The organism is Camelimonas sp. ID_303_24 (genome assembly GCF_053543495.1).
The window spans coordinates 52,949-71,685 of the sequence record NZ_JBLLJM010000011.1 but is presented as its reverse complement, the minus strand read 5'-3'; the positions used below and the strand labels follow the sequence as shown (position 1 = coordinate 71,685).

Below are 18,737 nucleotides of genomic sequence, written 5' to 3'. Positions count from 1 at the left end.
CTCCCGATCCAGGGCGAGTTCCTGACCCGGGCCAAGACGCTGACCCAAGGCAAGACGCTGGCCTGGCTCCAGACATTGGCCCAATGCCTGGGGTCGCCAGGCCCATGCCCCTGCCCCCTCGTCCAGAGCGCCAGCAAAAGCCGCGTTTCCCACAGCCTTCGATCTCGCGGCGCTCCGTACAACTGGTTGTCCCTGCAGGGCCGCCGCGGAACCGCCCCCAACCCGGCGAGGCGACAGGCGAAACAGCCCTATGCCAAAGAATTTATTCCCTTTTTCGCTCCGCGACAAGATAACCAGTCGGCGCTCCTCCCGTTCGCCTTTCGGCGCCATTGACGTCGGGTTGAAGCGCGTCGATTGTTGAAGTGAGTCTTGCGTCGTCCCCTGAAGGCCCACTTGGGAACCGCCGCGAACCTGGTTAAAGTCCGGATGAAGCGGATAGCCTCGCTGGGAAATCCGGCGACAGCCAGGACGTTCCATCCGGATGCCATGACCATGTAGCCGGTCAAAGTCCAGCCAGGGGCCAAGTCCAGCCGGTGTGCAAGCTCTGGCGGGGCAAGCTCTGGCGGGGGCAAAGCTCTGGCAGGGACAAGCTCTGGCAGGGGCCTGGCCGCTTCTGGTGTGACGTGCGTTTGCGAGTGGAGCGCGCCATGTACCGGGCACTGACCCACGACATCGAAGTAACCGTGACGCCCAGCTTCCTTGAGGACCAGTCCTCACCGGGGCATGGCGATTATTTCTGGGCGTACACGGTGCAGATCGCCAATCTTGGCCCGCGCCCGGTGCAGTTGCGGGCCCGCACCTGGCGCATCGTTGATGGCGACGGCGCGGTGGAAGCCGTCACCGGCGCCGGCGTGGTCGGCGAGCAGCCCCACATCGCGCCCGGCGACGCCTACACCTACACCAGCGGCTGCCCCCTGCGCACGCCGCATGGGGTGATGAGCGGCAGCTACGCCATGATTGACGCCGCGGGCGAGCGCTTCGAGGTGACCATTCCCACCTTCGTGCTGGACAGCCCCTACGCCATTCGCGCCGGCGTGGCGCGCATCATCCACTGACCGCGCTTCCGACAGGCCGGCGTGTCTGGCGCGAAGCCGCATCTGATGTGAAACTGGGCGGAGAGCAACGACGCCGCGCGGTTCGCCAGTCCCACCTGTGGCCGCATCGAACAGGACAGGGAGCGCAGGCGCCGTCTGGACCGGCGCGCCCCCTCCGGAACCATCAGGAGCCAATGTGACGCCTCTCGCCATGCTGGAGCGACTGGTCGCCTTCAATACGGAGAGCCACCGCTCCAACCTGGAGCTCATCGCCTTTGTCGAAGCCTGGCTGGCGCAGCTTGGCGTTGCTTCCGTGCGCATCCCCGACGCAACCGGCGAGAAAGCCGCGCTGTTCGCCAGCATTGGTCCCGCACAGGATGGCGGCGTGCTGCTGTCCGGCCATACGGACGTGGTGCCGGTGGCGGGTCAGGCCTGGAGCAGCGATCCCTGGCGGCTGCGGGTGGCGGACGGGCGCGCCTACGGGCGCGGCGCCGTCGACATGAAGGGCTTCGTCGCCATTGTGCTGGCGCTGGTTCCGGAGATGCTCGCCGCACGGCTGGCGACGCCGATCCATATCCTGCTGTCCTATGACGAGGAGGTCTCCTGCCTTGGCGTAGTCGACGCGGTGGCGCGCATGGGCGTGGACCTGCCGCGCCCCGGCGTCGCCATCGTGGGCGAACCCACCGGCATGAATGTGGTCACCGCCCACAAATCCGTGGTGTCGCTAACCACCCGCATCACCGGCAAGGAAGGCCATTCCTCACAGCCGGCGCATGGCGCCAACGCGGTGATGGCCGCGGCGGAGCTGATCCACTGGCTGGCGCGCCGGCAGGAGCTGTTCACGGCGGCGGGCGACCCCACCGGCCTGTTCGACCCGCCCTGCTCGACGTTGCAGGTCGGCGCCATCCATGGCGGCACGGCCCGCAACATCATCGCCCGCGACTGCAGCTTCCTGTGGGAGTTTCGCGGCCTGCCCGGCCACAGCCATCGCGACGTAATGGATGAACTGGCCGCCTTCGCCGAAGCTTCCGTGCTGCCGGCCATGCGCCTGGGCGCCCCGGAAGCCCGCATCGAAACCATCTGCGACGTGGCGGTGCCGCACCTGGCGCCGAAGCCCGGCTCCGCCGCCGAGCAACTGGCCTTGCGTCTGGCCGGACGCAATCACACCACGACAGTGTCCTTCGCCACGGAGGCGGGGCATTTCCAGAATGGCGGTATCGCCACGGTTGTTTGCGGCCCCGGCTCCATTGACCAGGCGCACCAGGCCGACGAGTTCATCACCCTGGCGGAGCTGGAAAATGGAACCGCCTTTGTCCGCCGGCTGATCGGGGCGCTCAGCGCCTGACGCGCGGGGCTGGCCGCCTGGTGACTGGCGGGGCCGGGTGTGTCTGACCGGGCCTGTTCTGGCCATCGGCGTGGCCCATGCCCAGCCGTGGAAAGACGTGAATGCCGCGACAGCGCGGGCATGACGCCAATCGGGCGCGGCGCGCGGCGCGGTAAAATACGTGGCGCGGCGTGCGCGAAAGCCGGGGCATCGCGGCTAAAATCCGGCTCGCGGGACGCCCTTGTCCCTTTGGCCTGATGACATTTTTTGTCCGGGAGATATTTGCCGGCCTGACGCGGTTTCCATCACAAAAGCGCGGGCCATTGCCCATGAAGACGTCCTGGCCAGGCACTGCCTGAAGGCCAGCGCCTGCTCGAACCCCAGCAAAAAACGGCGCGACTGGGCCGCGCCGGTCAAACATTACCGATGTCAGGAACACTCAGTGCTCGCGGTCGCCGCCTTCTCCTGAATTCGCCAGCGCGGCGGCGACGATTTCCGCCTCCACCTGGCCGGGGTCCAGGTCATAGTGCCGCGAGCAGAATTCGCAGGTCACGCCAATCCGGCCGTCATCCCCCACCATGTCGGCGCGCTCCTGATGGCTGAAGCCGGTGAGCATGCCCATGATGCGCTCGCGCGAACACTGACAGGCCTCGCGCACCCGCTGGGCCGGAAACACCCGCACGCCGCGCTCGTGATACAGCCGGTACAGCAGTTGCTCGCTGGACAGCAGGGGATCGAGCAGTTCGTGGGCCTCGGTGGTCTCGGCCAGCATGCGGGCCTCGTTCCAGGCCTCATCCTCGACGCCGGCGGCGATCTGGTGGCCCGCCGGGGCGTCGCCAGGCGACAGGTCTGCATGACGCAGACGGTCAACCGAATGGGGCATGAACTGCACCATCAGCCCGCCGGCCCGGTAGAACCGCCCCGTAGGCGATTCCGGCGTCATTTCCTCGCCAACGGCAAGCCGCACCAGGGTCGGGATCTGCTCCGACTGCTGGAAATACGTATGGGCGCAGGCCTCCAGGCTCTGGCCTTCCAGCGGCACGATGCCCTGGTAGCGGCTGGCGTGGCTGCCCTGGTCGATGGTCATGGCCAGATGGCCCCTGCCAAGCAGCGCCCCCGTCGACGTCTCGCCGGCTTCCGACGCCGCAGCCACCGCCGCAGCGTCGAACCGGGCGCAGGCGCGGACCTGGTCCGGGGCGTCGAAATCGACAACCACCATGTTGACCGGCCCTGATGAACGGGTCTGCAGCTGGAAACGGCCTTCCAGCTTCAGCGCCGAGCCGAGCAGCACGGTGAGGGCCATGGCCTCGCCGACCACGCGGGACACCGCCGGCGGATAGTTGTGGCGCGCCAGCACGGCGTCCAGCGCCGGCCCGAGGCGCACGACGCGGCCGCGCACGTCCAGCGCCTCGACTGCGAACGGCAGGGACAGGTCGTCGCCGGCGTGAAGGCCGCCTGCTTCCTCTCCAGCCATCACTCAGCCGCGCCCAGGCACCAGGCCAGAACGCCCTTCTGGGCGTGCAGACGGTTCTCCGCCTCGTCGAACACCACGGACTGCGGGCCGTCCATCACCTCGTCAGTGACTTCTTCACCGCGATGGGCCGGCAGGCAGTGCATGAAGATGGCGTTCTTTTCAGCCTTCGCCATCAGCGCGGCGTTGACCTGGTATGGCAGCAGCAGCTTCTGGCGCAGGGTTTCGCTTTCTTCATCGCCCATCGACACCCAGCAGTCGGTGATGACCGCCTCGGCGCCCTTCACGGCCTCCGCCGGGTCATCGGTCAGGGTCACCTTCACGCCGCTGGCGCGGATGAAGTCGAGCACCTCCGGAGCCGGACCGAGGTCCTTCGGCGCCGCCACGGCGATCTCGAAATCGAGGCGCGCGGCGGCATGGATCCACGAGGCCAGCACATTGTTGCCGTCGCCGGTCCACGCCACCTTGCGGCCGGTGATCGGCCCCAGCCGCTCCTCGAACGTCAGCAGATCGGCCATGATCTGGCAGGGATGCGACTGCTTGCTGAGGCCGTTGATGACCGGCACGCTGGCGTATTCGGCCAGTTCGGTCATGGCGGCGTGGTCGAGAATCCGGATCATGATGGCGTCGACGTAACGCGACATGACGCGGGCGGTGTCGGCGATGGTCTCGCCGCGACCAAGCTGCATCTCTGCGCCGGTCAGCATGATGGTTTCGCCGCCCAGTTCGCGCATGGCGAGATCGAAGGACACGCGGGTTCGCGTCGATGGCTTGTCGAAGATCATCGCCAGGGTTTTGCCGGTCAGCGGGCGAAAGTCGGAGCGCTCGCCCCGCCGACGCGCCGCTTTCAGGCGCTTGCTGATCTCAAGAACATGGCGCAACTGCTCACCGCTAAAATCGGTGAGGTCAAGGAAGTTGCGCCGCTGCTGCGACGAAGCCGACAAATTCTGATCCTTCAGTAACTCCGGTGACAGACTGACGGGGTCGCCAGGCGACGCCGTCCCGAAACGCACGTTCATCACGCCGCTCCCGCCGCGGCGCCGCGCACCTCGCGCTGCAGGCGCCCCGCCGTGGCCTCAAGCCGGGCAAGACCTTCCCGCGCCTCATCCTCCGTGATGGTGAGCGGCGGCAACAGCCGGACGGTGTTGTCGCCAGCGCCGACCAGGATGAGCTTTTCATCCAGCGCCGCCGCCGCGAAATCGGTGTTGGGCACATTGAGCTTCAGGCCCAGCAGCAGCCCCTCGCCCCGCACCTCGGCGATGATGTGCGGAAAGCGGTCGCGTAGTTCGGCGAGGCGCTGGCGCAGCGCCAGGCTGATCTGGTTGACATGATCGAGAAAGCCCGGCGCCAGCACCACGTCGAGCACGGCGTTGCCAACCGCCACCGCCAGCGGATTGCCGCCGAAGGTGGTGCCGTGCGTGCCGGCGGTCATGCCCTTGCCGGCCTCCAGCGTCGACAGGCAGGCGCCCAGCGGGAAGCCGCCGCCGATGCCCTTGGCGATGGCCATGATATCGGGCGTGACGCCGGACCATTCATGGGCGAACAGCTTGCCGGTGCGGCCGACGCCGGTCTGCACCTCGTCGAGGATCAGCAGCAGGCCATTGTCGTCGCACAGCTTGCGCAGTTCGCGCAGTTTGGCGGGCGGCACAACGCGCACGCCGCCCTCGCCCTGCACGGGCTCGATGAGGATGGCGGCCGTGGCCGGGCCAATGGCGGCTTTCAACGCCTCCGCGTCATCCACCTTCACCTGGTCGAAGCCATCCACCTTCGGGCCAAAGCCTTCCAGATATTTGGCCTGACCGCCGGCGGCGATGGTGGCCAGGGTGCGGCCATGGAACGCGCCCTCGAAGGTGATGATGCGATAGCGCTCGGGCTGCCCGTTGGCCGCGTGATATTTGCGGGCCATCTTGATGGCGCACTCCAGCGCCTCGGCGCCCGAGTTGGTGTAAAACACCTGATCCGCGAAGGAGTTGTCGACCAGTCGCTGGGCCAGCCGCTCGCCTTCCGGAATCCGGAACAGGTTGGAGGTGTGCCAGAGCTTGCCGGCCTGCCGGGTCAGCGCCTCCACCAGATGCGGATGGGCGTGGCCGAGCGAATTCACGGCGATGCCGGAGCCGAAGTCGAGATATCGCTCGCCATCGCGCGTCGTCAGCCAGACGCCCTGGCCCTGCTCGAACTGAAGATCCACACGCGCAAAAGTTGGCAACAGCGGCGACGTCACTGACCGCACTCCCTGATGGCGACGCCGGCCCCGACATCAACTTTGCCGTATTCGCCGTCAGGCTGCGTCGCGCCTGCGAACGCGGGATCGGGGCGCCAGCGCCCAGAGCCCAATCGTTCATGAAAATCAAAGTGCCGCCCTCACGAAGGGCGGCACCGGCTGTATTTTATGCCGGGCGACAATTCTGTCAATTACGGGATGCATTTACACCGCGACGCCAGACAGGCTCCCGGTTTCGGGCCAGATCCAGACCAGGTCGGGACCAGGCCAAGGCGAAGTTCCTGCCGGTTCCGGCCAGTGGCGCGGAGCAGCCAGGCGGCGGATCATGACGCCGGCGTGCAACAGTCACGCGACAATGACGGCGTGCCTTTGCCGCCATATGTGTTATCCAGCGGCAACCGCCCGTCCAGCCTCCCACGTCCGTAAAATCGTTGAAAAAAGATGATCACGGACTCGTTTTCATCATGTTCCTGGGGAAAACGGTGGGGAGCGGACTGCTGCGGTTGAAGCCCTGTCCCGCCATCTTGTATGGTCCTGGACATATCCCACGACATATCGTGGCGCCGTTACCTTGGCGAATTGATGTTTTGCGTAGCTGAACCAGTTCAGCGCGTTTACGCAGATTTTCTGCATGACCGAATTTGGTGCGGAGGGACGGATGAGCGAGGCTGGAAGCGGCTGGAGCGACGAACGCGTCGAACTGCTGAAGAAGCTCTGGTCGGAAGGGCTCAGCGCCAGCCAGATCGCCACCGCCATGGGCGGCGTGACGCGTAACGCGGTGATCGGCAAGGTTCATCGCCTTGGCCTGTCCGGCCGGGCAAAATCACCATCGGGGAGCGCGCAGAAGCCGCGCAAGACCGTTTCCGTCGCCGCACCGCGCGTCGCGACGACAACCGCGCGGGCCACCGCCAGCATTCCGCTGGTGCAGGGCAACACGGCGCTGGCCGCCGTCGCCGCTGCGCCTGAGCGCCCGATGGAAACGCCGGCGCCTGCGGCCGTCGCCGCCGTGTCGTCCTCTCCGGCCATCGCCGCGCCGGAATCCCAGCGCGTCACCATCATGGAACTGCGCGAGAACATGTGCCGCTGGCCCATGGGCGATCCGACCACGGCGGATTTCTGCTTCTGCGGCAACCGGACGACGCCGGGCATTCCCTATTGCACCTTCCACAGCCGCATCGCTTACCAGCCGCCGGAGCGTCGCCGCGACCGCCGCAGCAACTGAGCCGGCGGCGGCCGCCAGCCATCGCGCCGATCCAATGCCCGCGCCCGTCGCGGGCATTTGCTTTTTGGTGCTTTTTGGTTTGCCGGCGCGCACCGCCTTCGCGCGGCAAGACTTCAGGCGCGCACAAAAAACCCGCCGGCGCGGCGGGTTTTGCAATGACGGGCATCCAGCCTGTGCAACCAGACCACGCCGGGGGCGATCTGCCTTACGGCCCTGATCTGGCGCATTGTCCTGACGCAGGACGGCGACCGCCCCGCTGAAAACCGGCCCCCCCAACAACACCCCCGCTCAGGAGCGGGCGAAGGTTTCATCGAACGAATAGCCCGCCCCGCGAACCGTGCGGATCGGATCGGGCTGGCGCGGCCGGTTGATGGCCTTGCGCAGGCGGCCCACATGCACGTCCACCGTGCGCTCGTCGATATAGACGTCCCGGCCCCAGACGCTGTCGAGCAACTGTTCGCGGGTGAACACCCGGCCTGGGCTCTGCATCAGGAATTCCAGCAGGCGAAATTCGGTGGGGCCCAGATGCAGCTCGCGATCCGAGCGGCGGACGCGACGGGTTTCACGGTCCAGCTCGATATCTCCGGCGGTCAGCAGCGCCGCCACGTGGCCCGGCTTGGCGCGGCGCAGCAGGGCGCGAACGCGGGCCAGCAGCTCCGGCACCGAGAATGGCTTGACCACATAGTCATCGGCGCCAGTGGCAAGGCCGCGGATGCGCTCCGCCTCCTCGCCCCGCGCCGTCAGCATGATGACCGGCAGGCGCGCCGTCTCCTCGCGCTGGCGCAGGCGGCGGCACAGCTCGATGCCGGAAAGGCCTGGCAGCATCCAGTCCAGCAACGCCAGATCCGGCGGCGCCTCCAGCAGGCGCACCTCGGCCTCGTCGCCGCGCGCCACGGCATCCACAATATAACCCTCAGCTTCAAGGTTGTAACGCAGCAGCAGGGAGAGGGATTCCTCATCCTCAACAATCAGAATGCGCGTCGCCATATTCCACTCCACGCCCGGCGGACTTCTCACGCCCCGGCGGTTCTCCGGCCAGCGGCGCGATCCCGCCAGCCTCTGCGGCATGTCGCGCCTGCCCGGAGCCAGTCACAGCTCCGCCAGGCGCCCGTCCATGCCCTGCCCCCAGCCCGATGCAGTGCATCAGGGAGAGCGGCGCCCTCTTTTGCCTGGCGGCGGTCCTGGCCCGAAAGCCCCGTCTCAGCCCTCGCCCACGCGGGCGAAGCTGGTGTCATCATTTTTCGGCCGCTCGCTGACCAGCGGATTGCCGGTGACCAGGTAATAGATCGTCTCGGCGATATTGGTGGTGTGATCGCCGATGCGTTCGATATTCTTGGCGCAGAACAGCATGTGGGTGCAGAAGCCGATATTGCGCGGATCTTCCATCATATAGGTCAGCAACTCACGGAATAGCGATGTGTACAGCGCATCGATTTCGCCATCGCGCTTCCAGACGTCGATGGCGACGTTGACGTTCTGCTGGGTGAAGCCGTCAAGCACGTCCTTGAGCTGTTCCTGGACCAGGTCGCTCATGTGCTCGACGCCGACGACAATGCGGGTCGGCTGCATCTGGCCGCTGATGGCCACGGCGCGCTTGGCGATGTTCTTGGCCAGATCGCCAATGCGCTCGACGTCGCCGGCGACGCGGATCGCCGAGATGATCTCGCGCAGGTCCACCGCCATCGGCTGGCGTTTGGCGATGGTGAGAATGGCGTTTTCCTCGATCTCGCGCTGCAGGCTGTCGAGGCGGGCGTCAGTGTTGATGACCGACTGGGCCAGTTCGGCGTCGCGGCGCACCAGCGCGCGGGTCGCGTCATCCAGCATCTTCTCGGCGATGCCGCCCATTTCGACCACGCGGTTGCGCAGGGCGGCGAGTTCGGCGTCATAGGCGGAAACGATATGTTCGGCCATGCTCTGTCTCCCTGGACCATCAACCGGCGGTTGCCGGCGATGTCCGTGCTGTTCTGGCGGAGGGGGCGGCCTCGCCCTCGCCTCCGGGTCATGTTGCTGTTCCTCAGGCCCGTCATCGCGCGGGGCGCGGGCGCTGACCGGCGCCCGTCAGCCGAACCGGCCGGTGATGTAATCCTGCGTCCGCTGGTCGGATGGGGTGGTGAAGATGCGCGAGGTCTCGTCGAACTCGACCAGTTCGCCCAGATACATGAAGGCGGTGTACTCGGAGCAGCGGGCCGCCTGCTGCATGTTATGGGTGACGATGGCGATGGTATACTCGGCCTTCAGTTCGTCGATCAGTTCCTCGATCTTGGCGGTGGAGATCGGGTCGAGCGCCGAGCACGGCTCGTCGAGCAGGATCACTTCCGGCTTGATGGCAACGGTGCGGGCGATGCACAGGCGCTGTTGCTGGCCGCCAGAAAGGCTCTGCCCGCTGGCGTGAAGCTTGTCCTTCACCTCGTTCCACAGGGCGGCGCGGCGCAGCGACGACTCGACCCGTTCATCCATCTCGGTTTTCGAGAGCTTCTCGTAGAGCCGCACGCCGAAGGCGATGTTGTCATAGATGGTCATCGGGAACGGCGTCGGCTTCTGGAACACCATGCCGACCCGCGAGCGCAGCAGGTTCTTGTCCTGCTTTGGCGACAGGATATTTTCCCCGTCGAGCAGAACCTCGCCGTCGGCGCGCTGGCCCGGATACAGGTCATACATGCGGTTGAGAATGCGCAGCAGCGTGGACTTGCCGCAGCCGGAAGGTCCGATGAACGCGGTGACCTTGCGCTCATACAGCGGCAGCGAGATGCCTTTCAGCGCCAGCGCATCGCCGTAATAGAACTTGAGGTTGCGGACCGAGATCTTCTCGTTCGCGGTTTCCTGGGCGTGGGGCATCTGGCGTCTGGCTCCGGCAGGCTGCATGGGGCGCGCCGACGACACGGCGGCGGATTGTGCGACGGTCATGTTCATGGGCGGCCTCCGTTCACTGGCGGCTCCTGGACGCGATGACGCGCGCCAGGATGGAGAGGGTGAGCACCGACAGGGTGATGATCAGGGCGCCGGTCCAGGCAAGCTGCTGCCAGTCCTTGTAGGGCGACAGGGCGAACTGGAAGATCACCACCGGCAGGCTGGCCATCGGGCCGTTGATGTTCGCGCCGCCGAACTGGTTGTTCAGCGCGGTGAACAGCAGCGGCGCCGTCTCGCCGGAAACGCGGGCGATGGCGAGCAGCACGCCGGTGACCATGCCGGCGCGGGCGGCGCGGTAGGCGATGCGGCGGATCACCAGATGACGCGGCATGCCAAGGGCCGAGGCCGCCTCACGCAACTGGTTGGGCACCAGGTTCAGCATGTCCTCCGTGGTGCGCACCACCACCGGGATGACGATGATCGACAGGGCGACCGCGCCGGCGAAACCGGAGAAGTGGCCCATGCGCACCACCATCACCTCGTAGACGAAGAGGCCGATGACGATGGACGGGGCGCTGAGCAGGATGTCGTTGATGAAGCGAACCACCAGCGACAGTTTTCCATGCGCGCCGTACTCGGCCATGTAGGTGCCGGCGAGGATGCCAACCGGCGTGCCGATCACCACGCCCATCACCGTCATGATCAGGCTGCCGACGATGGCGTTGAGCAGACCGCCGGCGGAGCCGGGCGGCGGGGTGTTCTGGGTGAACACGTCCAGCGACAGGCCGCTGAAACCATTCCAGAGCAGGGCGGCCAGGATCAGCACCAGCCAGGCCAGGCCGAACAGCGATGCGGCCATGCACAGGCCCATCATCAGGTTGGAGCGGCTCTTGCGGCGACCGTAGAAAGGATTGGCGTTGCTCATTGGCTTATTTCCCGCCCTTCATTTCAAGGCGCAGCAGCATGTAGCGCGCGATGGCGAGCACGATGAAGGTGATGACGAACAGCAGCAGGCCAAGGGCAATCAGCGAAGACGTGTAGATATCTCCAACCGCTTCGGTGAACTCGTTGGCGATGGTGGCCGAGATCGTCGTGCCTGGCGCCAGGATCGACGCCGAAATCTTGTGGGCGTTGCCGATGACGAAGGTCACCGCCATGGTTTCGCCGAGAGCGCGGCCGAGGCCCAGCATGACGCCGCCGATGACGCCGACCCGGGTGAAGGGCAACACGACGTTTTTCACCACTTCCCAGCGGGTGCAGCCGATGCCGTAAGCGGCTTCCTTCAGCACCGGCGGGACGGTCGAGAACACGTCGCGGGCGATCGAGGTGATAAACGGCAGCACCATGATGGCGAGGATCAGGCCGGCGGTGAGCATGCCAATGCCGTAGGGCGGCCCCGCGAACACCGCATTCAGCACCGGAATGGGGCCGAACACCGCGATGAGGAATGGCTGCACCGTGGTCTGCAGGAAGGGCGCGAAGACGAACAGACCCCAGATGCCGTAGATGATCGAGGGAATGCCGGCCAGCAGCTCAATGGCGATGCCGATCGGCCGCCGCAGCGACATGGGGCAAAGCTCGGTGAGGAAAATGGCGATGCCAAGCCCCACCGGCACGGCGATCAGCATGGCGATCAGCGACGTGACGATGGTGCCGTAGATGGGCGCGAGGGCGCCGAATTTCTCGGTGACCGGGTTCCACGACTGTGACGTGATGAAACCGAAGCCGAACTCGCGAAGGGCCGGCGAGGCGCCTTCGATCAGGGCGAGCATCACGCCGCCAAGCAGCACCAGCACCAGCACGGCGGCGGCGCGCGTAAGGTTGAGAAACAGCTGGTTGCCCAGCCGGAACTTGCGCAGGACCGCCGCTCGCTCTGGCGCCGCCTGCGCGGCCCCGGCCACAGGTCCCGATAGTGAGGTGTCAGCCATCAATAGCCCCGATTTGCCTCTTTGCCGCGATTGTCCGGCCCAGATTTGCGCCATGCCCGGCGACATCTCTGGCGCAAGCGTTGCCCGAACGCCCCGCCAGCGCGCCCGCATCCGCCCACCAGAGCCGCCAGTGAGCCTGGCGCCCCAGCGGGCGAAGATTGCGTCCGGCCAGATATGCCGGCCGGACGCCTGATCGGCTTGCCTTAACGGCTTGCCCTGGCGACTTACTTCGCGATCACCAGCGGCTTGCCGTCAGCCCCGGTGATGCCGCTCCAGGCGTCGCGCACCTGCTTCACCACGTTGGCCGGCATCGGGATGTAGATCAGCTGCTCGGCCATCGGGCCGCCCTTTTCAAAGGCCCAGTCGAAGAACTGCAGGGCTTCAGCGGCGGCGACCGGATCGTTCGGCTTCTTGTGCATCAGGATGAAGGTGGCGGCGGTGATCGGCCAGGAGTCGTCGCCCGGCTCGTTGGTGAGGATCACGCCGAAGCCCGGAGCCGACGACCAGTCAGCATTGGCGGCGGCGGCCTGGAAGCTCTTCACTTCCGGGCTAACGATCTTGCCGGCCTTGTTCTTCATGCGGGCGAAGGCGATGTTGTTTTCCTTCGCATAGGCGTATTCGACATAGCCGATCGAGCCCTTGGTCTGGCTCACGTTGGCGGCGACGCCCTCATTGCCCTTGGCGCCGAGACCGACCGGCCACTCAACGGCGGTGGCGGAGCCGACCTTCGACTTCCAGTCCGCGCTGACCTTGCCCAGATAATCGGTGAAGTTGAAGGTGGTGCCCGAACCGTCCGAGCGGCGCACCACGGCGATGGCGGCGGAAGGCAGCTTCAGGTCAGGGTTCAGCGCCTTGATGGCGGCGTCATCCCAGGTCTTCACTTCGCCAAGGAAGATCTTCGCCAGGGTCGGGCCGTCGAGCACCAGCTCGCCGCTCTTGACGCCCTCGACATTGATCACCGGCACGATGCCGCCCATCACCATCGGAAACTGGACGAGGCCGTCCTTCTCAAGTTCCGGCCCCTTGAGCGGCGCATCGGTGGCGCCGAAGGTCACGGTGCGGGCGCGAATCTGCTTGATGCCGCCGCCGGAGCCGATCGACTGGTAATTCAGCTTTTTGCCGGTTTCCTTGTTCCAGGCATCCGCCCACTTGGCGTAGACCGGGAACGGGAAGCTGGCGCCGGCGCCGGAAATGTCGGCGCGCGCGGCGGCAGGCATTGCAAGCGCCGCAATGGCCATGCCGGCGGCAACGGCAAGCGATTTGAATTTCACGGTGCGTCTCCAGGGTTGTACAACCGTCCTGCGTTCCGCGCCGGAACGCAACTGACCCGCGCGAAGATGCTCCGCCCCGGTCAACGCGGCCTGTTTAGGCCCATGCCATGACGCTTGTATGACATCTGGAAACCCATGACTATCAGTACATTAGTGCCTTTGGGGCGCTGACTGTCACAAAACGCGGCGCGCCCGGCGCACGCCAGCCGGACCGCATCCGGTGGCGAACGCCCTGAACAGTCAGGCGAATCCCCGGCCCGCGCGTCAATCCGCCTGGCGGGTGCGCGCCAGGGGCAACGCCACCCGGAACGTCGCCCCCTCGCCGGGCGCGCTCTCGATGAACAGCCGGCCGCGATGACGGTTGACGATATGCTTGACGATCGCCAGGCCAAGACCGGAGCCGCCCTTGCCGCGGCTGGCCTGGGCGTCGACCCGGTAAAACCGTTCGGTCAGGCGCGGCGCGTGTTCAGCGGGTATGCCGGGACCAAAGTCACGCACCTCGATCACGGCTTCTGAAGCAGCCTCCCCCGCATCCCCTGAGACCGCACCCGAAGAGCCGCGCGTCGTCACCGCGATCGCCACCCGTTTGCCGCTGTCGCCATATTTCACGGCGTTCTCGACCAGGTTCTCCACCACCCTCAGCAGTTCGTCGCGATCGCCGGGCACGATCACCGGCTCTTCCGGCGCGCTCAGGCTGATCTCGACGCCCGCGTCCGTTGCCATCGCCCGCATGGCCCCGGTGATCTGCCGGGCCACGTCAGCCACGTCCACAGGCGCGGACGGGGCATGATGGGCGCGCCCCTCGATGCGCGACAGCGACAGCAGATCGTCGATCAGCCGCTTCATGCGCATGGACTGGTCGCGCATGATGGCAAGGAAACGCTCGCGCGCCGCCGGATCATTGCGCGCCGGCCCCTGGAGCGTCTCGATAAAGCCAAGAACCGTTGCCAGCGGCGTGCGCAGCTCATGGCTGGCGTTGGCGATGAAATCGACGCGCATCTGCTCGACGCGCAACTGGTCCGTCAGGTCGCGCAGCACCACCAGGGCGCCCCGCCGGCGATCCGCGTTGAGCGGGGCCGCCGCAATCTCGAACGAGCGCTCCACCGGCACCCGCTGCGTCACCAGCACGGTCCGCCCGGCGCCGCCGTTCAGCACGGCCTCAAGCGCCTCGACAAACTCCGGCGCGCGCAGAGCGAAGGACATGGGGCGGCCAATGGCGAGGTGCGGAAACAGCCGCAGCGCCGGCGGCGAGACAGCCAGCACCACGCCGCGGCGGTCCACCGCCACGCACGGATCGGGAAACGCCGACACCACCGCCGGCAAGGCCAGATCGGCCGCGCCGCCAGCCGGCGCCAGCCGCGCCGGCCCCACGCCGCCGCCCGCCCGCGCCTGGCGCAGCGCCCGGCCAATCACGAATTGCAGCAACCACAGCGCGCCGCCGGCCAGCGCCGCCCATGGCCAGATGCGGGTCGCCGCGGCGCCCGCCCCCGCGCCAGCCAGCGCCAGACCGCCAGCCGCCCCCACGCAGACCGGCGCCAGCGCGCGCGCCAGGCCGCGCACCGCCCGCAACGCCGCCATTGCGCGCGTTTCTGCGCGCGGCTCCCTGCCCGCTGCTCCATACGCCTGTTCATGAGCCACGCTGGCGACTTCGGGTGTCATCGGATCTGTCCCGGGATCTGTCATCTGGCCGTGCAGCAAAACCCGATCCTGAGCGGGGTTGATGGGCCGGCCCCGACGCGGGCCTTGCCGTCCGGTTTTACGGTGCCTCCCGGCGCAGGTCAGACCCGGCTGCGCCGCCAGAATCATCACACAGATTGTCACGGCCGGATTTCAACCGTTTGACAATCTCATACCCCCCCAGCAGCGCCAGCGCGAGCAGGAAGGGCAGCAGATAATAGCAGAGCCGGAACAGCAGCAGCGCGCCCAGCACCTGCGAGCCCGGCAACGACGACAGCGCCACCAGTATGGTCGCCTCAAACACGCCGATGCCGCCGGGCGCGTGGCTGACGATGCCAAGCATGCAGGCGCAAACGTAGATGGCGAGAAAGGTGGCGAAGCTCACGCCATGGCCATCGGGCAGCAGCACGAACAACACGCCGGCCGCGGCGCAGGCGTCGCCGGCGCCCAGGGCCATCTGCCCCAGCGACAGCCGCAGGCCCGGCAGCTCCAGCCGCCAGCCCTTCACCGCCACATAGCGATGCTTCAGCGACACCCAGACAAGATAGCCGATGACGGCGCAGGCGGTGAGCAGGCCGACCAGCTGGTTAATGAAAATGCTGGTGTGGGCCAGCAGCGAAATGGCGCCGGCCTGGGTCATCAGGCTCCAGGCAAGCACCACGCCCATGCCCAGCCAGAAGGTCGTCCCGGCGATCACCGTCAGGCTGGCGATCTGCGGGGCGCGCACCCCATGCGGCGCGTAAATCCAGTAGCGCACCGTGCCGGAGGTCAGCAGCGGAAAACCCAGCGTGAAGCTGACCGCATAGCTGGTGAACGAGGCCAGCGCCGTGGTGCGGTAGGGGACCTTGATGCGCATCTGGCGCAGGGCAAGAAAATCATAGCCGGTCAGCAGCAGGTAGCTGACCGCTGTCAGCAGCATGGCCAACCCGAGCTGACCCGCCGAAACGCGGGCCAGGGCGGCAAGCACATCGGCGGCGCTGATGGTGTGCGCCGTCCGCCACAGCACAAAGGCGGAGGCGACGAAAATCGCCACGCTGGCGCCAATGCCGATCCACGACCAGCGACTTTTGCGGGTGGATGGCTCCCCGAAAGCGACGTCAGGCGGCCCGACTTCCGCAACCAGCGCGTCGGCGCCGTCGGCCTCGGAACTGCGCTTCGTGCTGCCTGACATCAGAACCCTTCAATCCCGTTGACCATCGGAAGCGACCACCGGAAGCTCCATCGCCGCGGCCGCAACCGCCAGACCACAGGCCGCATCCGGCGCGAAACCGCCGCTCCATGCAACCAGGCGACAGCCACAGGAGCCGGACGCAGCCCATTCTTTCTGCTCCTGGCATATTTCAGCCCTGCGTCAGAATTTCAACCGCCCCACATGGATGAGGCAAAGCCGGAGCCACAGGATTTCCGCGCCCGCGCCACGCGCCGGGCGGTTGATTTCCGGCGCCACGCGCCCCATGCCTTGATGATGAACGCCGACACCCCCACCCCAGGCCCTGCCCGAAGTCCTGCCCGGAGTCTTGCCCGGAGTCTTGCCCGAAGCCCTGCTCAAGGCTCCGCGCCAGGTCCTGCCGCAAGCCAGGCTGCGACCCGCCCGGCGCGCGTCGTCGCTTTGACTGGCGCCAGCGGCTTTATCGGCCGCTTCTGCGCGCCGGCCCTTGCCGGGGAAGGCCGCGCGCTTGTGCTGTTGCAAAGAACCGCGACGCCCGGCCAGACCGCCGCCATCGCTGGAGCGCGCCTCGTTGAGACCGGAGATCTGTCGCTGATTGCCAGGGAGTCAGGCAAGGAGCCTGGCGAAAACCTGATCGAGGCCCTGCGCGGCTGCGACGCCCTGGTGCATCTGGCCGGCCGGGCCCACCGGGCCATCGGCGATGAAGCGGAGGCGCTGGCCCTGTACCGGGCCCACAACACGGCGCCGACCCTTGCCCTGGCCCAGGCCGCGGCTGCGGCCGGGGTCCGCCACATGGTCTTCGCCAGCACGTCATATGTGCATGGCCATGTGACGCGGCCCGGCCAGCCGTTCAGCAGCGACTCGCCGCTCGCCCCATCCGGCGCCTATGCGCTCAGCAAGGCGGAAGCGGAGACGGGGCTGCGCCGCCTGGCGCCGGAGCTGGGCCTCGCCGTCAGCATCGTGCGGCCAGCGGTGGTGCATGGCCCCCACCCCACGGCCAACATCCGGGCGCTGCTGGGGGCGGTCCGGCGGGGCCTGCCGTTGCCTTTCGCCTCCATCGACAACCGGCGCTCGTTCCTGGGGCTGGAAAACCTGACCGCATTCATCGCCCACGCCCTCGACAATCCGCCGCCGGCGGGCGCCGTCGCGGCCTGGACGCTGGCGGACGCGCAAACCCCGTCCACGCCGGATTTCGTCCGCCTGCTCGGCGCCGCAACGGGCCGGCGGCCGCGCCTCGTCCCCTTTCCGCCCGCACTGCTGCGGCGGGCGTTGACCCTGGCCGGACGCGGCGGCATGGCCGAAAGCCTGATCGATTCCTTCGAGATCGACATGGGGCCAGTGCTGGCGCGCAGCGGCTGGACCCCGCCGCTCACCCTGGCGGAAGGGCTGCGGCGGATGGCGACGGCAGACGCCTGAGCGGCTTTGGCCCCAACCTTCTGGCCAGGGAGCTCCTGCATGAGAGCTCCCGCATGAGCGCTATGATCTCAGCGCTCTGACCCCAGCGCTCCGGTCCCGGCTCCCAGGCGTTGCCCGCAGGGCGCACTGCTTGAAACCGGCGGGGCCACTCCCCAAGTCTGCCCTGACGCCGCAGCAAGCGGGTCGATCCACGAGGCGCCTTCGAAAGGGCTTCGCTACATGACGCGAGCATCACCATTCTCCCATCCGTTCCTGCTGGGGTTCGACGAAATCGAGCAGGCGCTGGACCGGGCCGCCAAGGCTGCGACGGACGGCTATCCGCCGTACAATATTGAGCGCCTCCAGCGCGGCGACGTCGATCCCGAACGTCTGCGCATCACGCTTGCGGTCGCCGGCTTCACCCGCGACCAGCTTGAAATCACCCTGGAAGAGAACCAACTGGTAATCAGGGGGCGGCAGCTTGATGACAAGTCGCGGGTATTCCTGCACCGGGGCATCGCGGCGCGGCAATTCCAGCGGTCGTTCCTGCTGGCTGACGGCATGGAAGTGCTGGGAGCCGATCTTTCCAACGGGCTTCTTTCCGTCGATGTGGCGCGCCCCGACGCCCAGCGCGTTGTCCGCCGGATCGATATAGCGGCGCGGGACTGACACACCGGACGGTTTCCGACGCCGCGCCCCTTCATGCGCTGGGGCGGGCGCTTTGACCCGGGCTCTTTTGCCGAAAGCATCTGACGCCCGGGAAGGCGCCGCGCGCAGCACATGTACAGGCCGGGCCAATTGTGGCCGGCCGACCATGACCACAGCGACAATGGCGCCTGCGGTCATGCACCAGCGTCGCCCAGCACGGGGGCGCACAGGAGGACAGCCATGACCAGACACGAATTTGACAACAGCCCCGAAAACGCCAGCCCGGAAAATCTGGGCCTGGCGGCCGCCAATGGCCTCGCATATGTGCGCGCCATCCGCTCGGAAGACGTGAAGCGCCTGTTTCCGCAGGCCCCGGCCCTGCAGCCCGGCATGGAGCTGTTCGCGCTGCTGGCAGGCGACGGCACGCCGATCCTCGTCACCGATACGCGCGACGCCGCCCTCGCCAACGCCTGGGCCAACGATCTGACGCCGGTGAGCCTGCACTGAAGCGCCGCCCGGCGGAGCGGTCAG

At 67.1% G+C, this 18,737-nt stretch carries 17 protein-coding genes; 6 read left to right on the top strand and 11 right to left on the bottom strand.

The genetic code is table 11. The annotated features are described in order from the left end of the window. Positions 1 to 647: 647 nt before the first annotated feature. Together apaG and argE are read left to right on the top strand one after the other, a co-directional pair. Positions 648 to 1,055, top strand: a complete 408-nt coding sequence (apaG, locus tag ACERNI_RS11585) for a Co2+/Mg2+ efflux protein ApaG (RefSeq protein WP_448833445.1) — start codon at positions 648 to 650, stop codon at positions 1,053 to 1,055. 175 nt (positions 1,056 to 1,230) lie between these two features. Further along, positions 1,231 to 2,379 carry an acetylornithine deacetylase gene (gene argE, locus ACERNI_RS11580; RefSeq protein ID WP_448833444.1) on the top strand — a complete coding sequence of 383 codons (1,149 nt, stop codon included), beginning with the start codon at positions 1,231 to 1,233 and terminating at the stop codon, positions 2,377 to 2,379. A 418-nt stretch (positions 2,380 to 2,797) separates the two neighbouring features. On the opposite strand, the gene ACERNI_RS11575 is transcribed toward argE, so the two are convergent. From ACERNI_RS11575 to ACERNI_RS11565, 3 genes are read right to left on the bottom strand one after another with little or no spacing between them, the layout of a single operon-like run. Then, complete coding sequence (locus ACERNI_RS11575) at positions 2,798 to 3,832, bottom strand: Hsp33 family molecular chaperone (protein ID WP_448833561.1); 1,035 nt, start codon at positions 3,830 to 3,832, stop codon at positions 2,798 to 2,800. Next, a complete protein-coding gene (argF, locus tag ACERNI_RS11570; protein ID WP_448833443.1) occupies positions 3,832 to 4,848 on the bottom strand; it encodes an ornithine carbamoyltransferase in 1,017 nt (338 codons plus the stop codon). The genes ACERNI_RS11575 and argF overlap by 1 nt, the downstream gene beginning before the upstream one ends. Further along, complete coding sequence (locus ACERNI_RS11565; RefSeq protein ID WP_448833442.1) at positions 4,848 to 6,050, bottom strand: acetylornithine transaminase; 1,203 nt, start codon at positions 6,048 to 6,050, stop codon at positions 4,848 to 4,850. The genes argF and ACERNI_RS11565 overlap by 1 nt, the downstream gene beginning before the upstream one ends. Positions 6,051 to 6,708: 658 nt before the next feature. On the opposite strand from ACERNI_RS11565, the gene ACERNI_RS11560 reads away from it, so the two are divergent. Next, positions 6,709 to 7,272 (top strand): GcrA family cell cycle regulator, encoded by a 564-nt coding sequence (locus ACERNI_RS11560; RefSeq protein ID WP_448833441.1) that lies wholly within the window; start codon positions 6,709 to 6,711, stop codon positions 7,270 to 7,272. A 288-nt stretch (positions 7,273 to 7,560) separates the two neighbouring features. Here ACERNI_RS11560 and phoB read toward each other — a convergent pair whose 3' ends face one another. The 8 genes from phoB to ACERNI_RS11520 form a co-directional block, all read right to left on the bottom strand. After that, a complete protein-coding gene (gene phoB / locus ACERNI_RS11555) occupies positions 7,561 to 8,259 on the bottom strand; it encodes a phosphate regulon transcriptional regulator PhoB (protein WP_448833440.1) in 699 nt (232 codons plus the stop codon). A 213-nt stretch (positions 8,260 to 8,472) separates the two neighbouring features. Further along, entirely contained in the window at positions 8,473 to 9,183 is a 711-nt protein-coding gene (gene phoU, locus ACERNI_RS11550; protein WP_448833439.1) for a phosphate signaling complex protein PhoU, read from the bottom strand. A 147-nt stretch (positions 9,184 to 9,330) separates the two neighbouring features. Beyond that, positions 9,331 to 10,176 (bottom strand): phosphate ABC transporter ATP-binding protein PstB, encoded by an 846-nt coding sequence (pstB, locus tag ACERNI_RS11545; RefSeq protein ID WP_448833560.1) that lies wholly within the window; start codon positions 10,174 to 10,176, stop codon positions 9,331 to 9,333. A 19-nt stretch (positions 10,177 to 10,195) separates the two neighbouring features. Further along, complete coding sequence (pstA, locus tag ACERNI_RS11540; RefSeq protein ID WP_448833438.1) at positions 10,196 to 11,044, bottom strand: phosphate ABC transporter permease PstA; 849 nt, start codon at positions 11,042 to 11,044, stop codon at positions 10,196 to 10,198. A gap of 4 nt (positions 11,045 to 11,048) precedes the next feature. Further along, the gene (gene pstC, locus ACERNI_RS11535) at positions 11,049 to 12,047 is read right to left on the bottom strand and encodes a phosphate ABC transporter permease subunit PstC (protein ID WP_448833437.1); all 999 of its coding nucleotides are present in this window, start codon (positions 12,045 to 12,047) and stop codon (positions 11,049 to 11,051) included. A 224-nt stretch (positions 12,048 to 12,271) separates the two neighbouring features. Beyond that, entirely contained in the window at positions 12,272 to 13,318 is a 1,047-nt protein-coding gene (gene pstS, locus ACERNI_RS11530) for a phosphate ABC transporter substrate-binding protein PstS (protein WP_448833436.1), read from the bottom strand. Positions 13,319 to 13,582: 264 nt separating this feature from the next. Then, a complete protein-coding gene (locus tag ACERNI_RS11525; RefSeq protein WP_448833435.1) occupies positions 13,583 to 14,896 on the bottom strand; it encodes an ATP-binding protein in 1,314 nt (437 codons plus the stop codon). Between the two features lie 178 nt (positions 14,897 to 15,074). Next, positions 15,075 to 16,166 (bottom strand): lysylphosphatidylglycerol synthase domain-containing protein, encoded by a 1,092-nt coding sequence (locus ACERNI_RS11520; RefSeq protein WP_448833434.1) that lies wholly within the window; start codon positions 16,164 to 16,166, stop codon positions 15,075 to 15,077. Between the two features lie 438 nt (positions 16,167 to 16,604). Here ACERNI_RS11520 and ACERNI_RS11515 point away from each other — a divergent pair, with 438 nt between their 5' ends. From ACERNI_RS11515 to ACERNI_RS11505, 3 genes are all read left to right on the top strand, one after another. Beyond that, on the top strand, positions 16,605 to 17,579 hold the full coding sequence (locus ACERNI_RS11515; RefSeq protein ID WP_448833433.1) for an NAD-dependent epimerase/dehydratase family protein: 975 nt from the start codon (positions 16,605 to 16,607) through the stop codon (positions 17,577 to 17,579). Between the two features lie 219 nt (positions 17,580 to 17,798). Beyond that, positions 17,799 to 18,227: an Hsp20 family protein gene (locus ACERNI_RS11510; protein WP_448833432.1), complete on the top strand. Its 429-nt coding sequence runs from the start codon at positions 17,799 to 17,801 to the stop codon at positions 18,225 to 18,227. 219 nt (positions 18,228 to 18,446) lie between these two features. Beyond that, positions 18,447 to 18,713, top strand: coding sequence for a BQ00720 family protein (locus ACERNI_RS11505; protein ID WP_448833431.1), 267 nt, complete (start codon positions 18,447 to 18,449; stop codon positions 18,711 to 18,713). Positions 18,714 to 18,737: the final 24 nt, after the last annotated feature.

What these genes read in the sequence shown, in the direction of transcription:
- pstA (WP_448833438.1), bottom strand. Translation starts at nt 11,044, where the DNA reads ATGAGCAACGCCAATCCTTTCTACGGTCGCCGCAAGAGCCGCTCCAAC.
- apaG (WP_448833445.1), top strand. Translation starts at nt 648, where the DNA reads ATGTACCGGGCACTGACCCACGACATCGAAGTAACCGTGACGCCCAGC.
- phoU (WP_448833439.1), bottom strand. Translation starts at nt 9,183, where the DNA reads ATGGCCGAACATATCGTTTCCGCCTATGACGCCGAACTCGCCGCCCTG.
- ACERNI_RS11520 (WP_448833434.1), bottom strand. Translation starts at nt 16,166, where the DNA reads ATGTCAGGCAGCACGAAGCGCAGTTCCGAGGCCGACGGCGCCGACGCG.
- pstC (WP_448833437.1), bottom strand. Translation starts at nt 12,047, where the DNA reads ATGGCTGACACCTCACTATCGGGACCTGTGGCCGGGGCCGCGCAGGCG.
- ACERNI_RS11560 (WP_448833441.1), top strand. Translation starts at nt 6,709, where the DNA reads ATGAGCGAGGCTGGAAGCGGCTGGAGCGACGAACGCGTCGAACTGCTG.
- pstB (WP_448833560.1), bottom strand. Translation starts at nt 10,176, where the DNA reads ATGACCGTCGCACAATCCGCCGCCGTGTCGTCGGCGCGCCCCATGCAG.
- phoB (WP_448833440.1), bottom strand. Translation starts at nt 8,259, where the DNA reads ATGGCGACGCGCATTCTGATTGTTGAGGATGAGGAATCCCTCTCCCTG.
- ACERNI_RS11525 (WP_448833435.1), bottom strand. Translation starts at nt 14,896, where the DNA reads ATGGCGGCGTTGCGGGCGGTGCGCGGCCTGGCGCGCGCGCTGGCGCCG.
- argF (WP_448833443.1), bottom strand. Translation starts at nt 4,848, where the DNA reads ATGAACGTGCGTTTCGGGACGGCGTCGCCTGGCGACCCCGTCAGTCTG.
- ACERNI_RS11575 (WP_448833561.1), bottom strand. Translation starts at nt 3,832, where the DNA reads ATGGCTGGAGAGGAAGCAGGCGGCCTTCACGCCGGCGACGACCTGTCC.
- ACERNI_RS11505 (WP_448833431.1), top strand. Translation starts at nt 18,447, where the DNA reads ATGACCAGACACGAATTTGACAACAGCCCCGAAAACGCCAGCCCGGAA.
- ACERNI_RS11510 (WP_448833432.1), top strand. Translation starts at nt 17,799, where the DNA reads ATGACGCGAGCATCACCATTCTCCCATCCGTTCCTGCTGGGGTTCGAC.